The organism is Pseudomonas sp. FG13, assembly GCF_057809755.1.
Window position 1 is genome coordinate 1 of record NZ_JBMDKO010000095.1, and the last position, 5,516, is coordinate 5,516.

Consider the following 5,516-nt stretch of genomic DNA (forward strand, 5'->3'; position numbering starts at 1 on the left):
GCGCCTCGGTTTCAGGGCTAAACGCATAAATTTCATCGCGGGCAAGCCTTGCTCCTACGGGTTTTGAGCAACGCCAATCCACTGTGGGAGCGAGCCTGCTCGCGATCAAGGCCGCTCCGGGCCCCGAAAACCTAGGGCCGATACGCCCGCATGAACAACCCCACCACCTCCTGCACATGCTCCTCGGCCGCGTCTGCCTCCAGCGGCGCGCCGCAGCCATACAGCAAGCGGAAATTCGCCGCGCCCTTGATCAGGCAGAAGAAATGTTCGGCCGCATGACGGGGTTTCTCGATGCACAGGGCACCGCTCTGGTTGACCTTGGCCAGCAACCGCTCCATGCCTGAGAGCATCCGCTCGGGGCCGGCCTGGTAGAAAATTGCCGAAAGCTTGGGGTCCTGGCTGCCCAGGGCCATGATCAGCCGATGCAGGTTCACCGATTCTTCGCTGCTGACCAACAAGTGAAAGCCGCGGGCGATGTTCAACAGCACGTGTTCGATAGGCACGCCGTCCGGCCACTCGAAGAACAGCGGCGGTACTTGCTCTTCGCACTTGGCAATCACTGCAGCGGAGAACAGCGTTTCCTTGTCATTGAAGTGGCTGTAGACCGTCAGTTTCGACACGCCCGCCTCGGTGGCAACGGTGTCCATGCTGGTATTGGCGTAACCCAACTCTATAAACAGCCGTTTGGCGGCGTCGAGAATGGCCTGGCGCTTGGCCAGGTCCTTCGGACGGCCGGGGCCGCTGGAGGGTAAAAGATTGTTCGACATTCTTCGCTTTAATACTGGACTGGTGAGTTTGCTATTAATACCATACCCGTCAGTATAATTATTCCAAGCACCATTAGCGAAAGGTCTGCCGCCATGTTGCGCCACGCATTGCCCCTCGCCCTGCCAGTCAGCCTGGTTTTTTTATTATCTGCGTGTGGTCATGACGAACCGGTACCGGTCGCCGTGCGCCCCGCCATGGTCGTGAAGCCAGAGCCTTCGGCCCAGGCCACTGACAGCTACCCCGGCGAAGTGCGGGCCCGTTTTGAGCCGGACCTGGCTTTTCGCATTGGCGGTAAAGTGAGCCGACGACTGGTCGAAGAGGGGCAGCGGGTCAAGGCCAACCAACCACTGGCCGAACTTGATCCCCAAGACGTGCGCTTGCAACTGGAAGCCACCCGGGCCCAGGTGGCCGCGGCCGAGGCTAACCTGAACCTGGTGCGGGCCGAGCGTGATCGCTACAAGACGTTGCTGGACCGGCAGATGGTCAGCCGTTCCCAGTACGACAATGCCGAGAATCTCTACCGCTCCGGTGCCGCGCGTCTCAAGCAGATCCAGGCGGAGTTCGACGTCTCCAGCAATCAGGCCAGCTATTCGGTGTTGCGGGCGCCCCAGGATGGCGTGGTCGCCCGGCGTTCGGTGGAAGTCGGGCAGGTGGTGCAAGCCGGGCAAACCGTCTTTACCCTCGCGACCGACGGCGAGCGTGAAGTGCTGATCAGCCTGCCGGAACAGAGTTTTGGCCGGTTCAAGATCGGCCAGCCGGTCTCGGTCGAACTGTGGAGCCAGCCGGGCCAGCGTTTCAGCGGGCATATTCGCGAACTCTCGCCGGCCGCCGATCCCAAGTCCCGTACCTTCGCTGCCCGTGTCGCATTCGCCGAAGGCAGTGTTCCGGCCGAGCTGGGCCAGAGCGCCCGGGTCTTTATCCAGACCGTCGACAAGGTGCCGTTGTCGGTACCGCTGTCAGCCCTGACGGCTGAAAACGGCGCGACCTATGTCTGGGTGGTCAACGCCAACAACACCTTGAAGAAGGTCCCCGTTCGAGTCGGCGCCTTTGGTGAGAAGAGCGTCCCGGTGCTTGAGGGCCTCAGTGCCAACGACTGGGTAGTGGCGGCCGGCGTGCATGTGCTCCTCGATGGCCAGCAGGTACGGCCGGTGGATCGCTCCAACCGCGTGGTTAACCTGGCGGCCAAGGAGTAATCCCCGATGGGCTTCAATCTTTCCGAATGGGCGTTGCGTAACCGCCAGATCGTACTGTTCCTGATGCTGTTGCTGGCCATCGTCGGCGCACTTTCCTACACCAAGCTGGGTCAGAGCGAAGACCCGCCGTTCACCTTCAAGGCCATGGTCATCAGTACCAACTGGCCGGGGGCCACGGCCGAAGAAGTGTCGCGCCAGGTCACCGAACGCATCGAAAAGAAGCTGATGGAAACCGGCGATTACGAAAGGATCGTTTCGTTTTCCCGTCCAGGCGAGTCTCAGGTGACCTTTATGGCCCGGGACTCCATGCATTCGGCGCAGATTCCCGAGCTGTGGTACCAGATCCGCAAGAAGGTCAACGATATCCGCCATACCTTGCCGCAGGGTATCCAGGGGCCGTTCTTCAACGATGAGTTCGGTACCACCTTCGGCAATATCTACGCCCTGACCGGTGACGGTTTCGACTACGGTGTGCTCAAGGACTACGCCGACCGTGTCCAGATCCAGCTGCAACGGGTCAAGGATGTGGGCAAGGTCGAGTTGCTCGGTCTGCAGGACGAGAAAATCTGGATCGAGCTGTCGAACGTCAAGCTGGCCACCCTCGGCCTGCCTTTGTCAGCGGTCCAACAGGCTTTGGAAAAACAGAACGCAGTCTCGACAGCGGGCTTTTTTGAAACCGGTAGCGAGCGTTTGCAGCTACGGGTGTCGGGGAATTTCCAGACAGTAGAAGAGATCCGCAACTTCCCGATCCGCGTCGCCGATCGCACATTCCGCATCGACGATGTGGCGGACGTGCGCCGCGGCTTCAACGAACCGCCGGCGCCACGCATGCGCTTCATGGGTGAAGACGCCATTGGTTTGGCCGTGGCGATGAAGGAGGGGGGCGATATCCTGATCCTGGGCAAGGCGCTGGAAGCCGAGTTTGCCCGGATCCAGAACAACCTGCCGGCCGGCATGCAGCTGCGTAAGGTGTCGGACCAGCCGGCGGCGGTGAAGACCGGCGTCAGTGAGTTCGTCCAGGTGCTGGTAGAGGCCCTGACGATCGTCCTGCTGGTGAGCTTTTTTTCCCTGGGGCTGCGTACCGGGATGGTGGTCGCCCTGGCGATTCCGCTGGTACTGGCGATGACCTTCGCGGCGATGTATTACCTGGGGATCGGCCTGCACAAGATTTCCCTCGGTGCGCTGGTGCTGGCGCTCGGGTTGCTGGTGGATGACGCGATCATTGCGGTGGAGATGATGGCGATCAAGATGGAGCAGGGCTTCGACCGGATCAAGGCGGCCAGCTACGCCTGGACGAGCACGGCGTTCCCGATGCTTACCGGTACGCTGATCACGGCGGCGGGGTTCCTGCCCATCGCCACAGCGCAATCGGGCACTGGCGAATATACCCGTTCGATTTTCCAGGTAGTGACCCTCGCATTGCTGGCCTCTTGGGTGGCCGCTGTGGTGTTCGTGCCCTACCTGGGGGAAAAGCTCCTGCCGGACCTGGCAAAAATTCATGCCGCCAAGCACGGCACCGGTCACGGTCAGCCCGACCCCTACGGCACGCCGTTCTACCAGCGGGTCCGACGGGTGGTGGAGTGGTGCGTGCGTCGGCGCAAAACCGTCATCGCCTTGACCGTGCTGTTGTTTATCGGCTCGGTGATGCTGTTTCGTTTTGTCCCGCAGCAGTTCTTTCCTGCGTCAGGACGGCTGGAGCTGATGGTCGATCTGAAGCTGCAAGAAGGTGCGTCCCTGAGTAACACTGCAGAACAGGTCAAGCGCCTGGAGGCGTTACTCAAGGATCACCCGGGCATCGACAATTACGTGGCCTATGTCGGCACCGGTTCACCGCGTTTCTACCTGCCGCTGGATCAACAACTGCCGGCACCGAGCTTTGCCCAGTTCGTGGTGTTGGCCAAGACCATCGAAGACCGCGAGCCCCTGCGCAGCTGGCTGATCAGTACCCTGAACGAACAGTTTCCGACGATGCGCTCCCGGGTCACGCGCCTGGAAAACGGCCCGCCAGTGGGGTATCCGGTACAGTTCCGGGTGACCGGCGAGCACATTGAAAAAGTCCGAGCCCTGGCGCGCAAAGTCGCGACGAAAGTTCGCGAAAACCCCTACGTGACGAACGTGCACCTGGATTGGGAGGAGCCGAGCAAGGTCGTGTACCTGAATGTCGACCAGGAGCGCGCCCGGGCCCTGGGCGTGAGCACCGCCGACCTGTCGAAGTTCCTGCAGAGTTCCCTCATCGGGTCCAGCGTCAGCCAATACCGGGAGGACAACGAACTGATCGAGATCCTGTTGCGTGGCACGGTGCATGAGCGCACCGAGCTGACGCTGTTGCCGAGCCTGGCGGTGCCTACCGACAATGGCCAGAGTGTTGCCTTGTCGCAGATCGCGACGCTGGAGTACGGCTTCGAAGAGGGCGTGATCTGGCATCGCAACCGCCTGCCTAGCGTGACGGTACGGGCCGATATCTATGGCAAGGAACAACCGGCGTCCCTGGTGCAGCAGATCTTTCCGACCCTGGACCCGATTCGCGCGGAGTTGCCGGACGGTTATCTGCTGGAGGTCGGTGGCACGGTCGAGGATTCGACCCGAGGGCAGAAGTCGGTGAATGCCGGGGTACCGTTGTTCATTGTGGTGGTGCTGACGTTGCTGATGCTGCAATTGCGCAGTTTCTCACGCACGGCCATGGTGTTTCTGACGGCGCCCCTGGGGCTGATCGGCGTCACGCTGTTCCTGCTGGTGTTCCGCCAACCGTTCGGTTTCGTCGCCATGCTGGGCACCATCGCCCTGTCGGGGATGATCATGCGCAACTCGGTGATCCTGGTGGACCAGATCGAACAGGACATCGAGGCGGGGCTGACGCCGTGGCAGGCGACCATCGAAGCGACGGTGCGACGCTTCCGTCCGATCGTGCTCACTGCCCTGGCGGCGGTGCTGGCAATGATCCCTCTGTCGCGCAGCCTGTTCTTCGGCCCGATGGCGGTGGCGATCATGGGCGGGCTGATCGTGGCGACGGCGTTGACGTTGCTGTTCCTGCCGGCGTTGTATGCGGCTTGGTTCAGGGTCAAGAAAACCTGACTGAGAGGCTGTGAACGCCAAATCTTTTTGTGGGAGCAGGCTTGCTCGCGAAAGCGCTGGATGAGCGTGCATCGATGTTGTCTGTGCCGCCGTCATCGCGGGCAAGCCCAGCTCCCACAGGGTCCGAGGTGATCGCAGATTTGCCGTCCACCGCAAAGTCATGTGGGAGCGAGCCTGCTCGCGAAAGCGCTGGATCAGCGTGCATCGATGTTGTCTGTGCCGCCGTCATCGCGGGCAAGCCCGGCTCCCACAGGGTCGGAGGGTGATCGCAGATTTGCCGTCCACCACAAAGCAATGTGGGAGCGAGCCTGCTCGCGAAAGCGCTGGATCAGCGTGCATCGATGTTGTCTGTGCCGCCGTCATCGCGGGCAAGCCCGGCTCCCACAGGGTCGGAGGGTGATCGCAGATTTGCCGTCCACCACAAAGCAATGTGGGAGCGAGCCTGCTCGCGAAAGCGCTGGATCAGCGTGCATCGATGTTGTC

The 5,516-nt window shown here is 61.5% G+C and carries 3 protein-coding genes; 2 read left to right on the forward strand and 1 reads right to left on the reverse strand.

Annotated features, from left to right (window positions below):
• Positions 1-131 precede the first annotated feature (131 nt).
• Positions 132-767, reverse strand: a complete 636-nt coding sequence (locus ACODTO_RS29375) for a TetR/AcrR family transcriptional regulator (RefSeq protein ID WP_139647321.1) — start codon at positions 765-767, stop codon at positions 132-134.
• Between the two features lie 93 nt (positions 768-860).
• Between ACODTO_RS29375 and ACODTO_RS29380 the strand changes: the two genes are divergently transcribed.
• On the forward strand, positions 861-1,961 hold the full coding sequence (locus tag ACODTO_RS29380; RefSeq protein WP_175385109.1) for an efflux RND transporter periplasmic adaptor subunit: 1,101 nt from the start codon (positions 861-863) through the stop codon (positions 1,959-1,961).
• Positions 1,962-1,967: 6 nt separating this feature from the next.
• Complete coding sequence (locus ACODTO_RS29385) at positions 1,968-5,033, forward strand: efflux RND transporter permease subunit (protein WP_489107466.1); 3,066 nt, start codon at positions 1,968-1,970, stop codon at positions 5,031-5,033.
• Positions 5,034-5,516 lie beyond the last annotated feature (483 nt).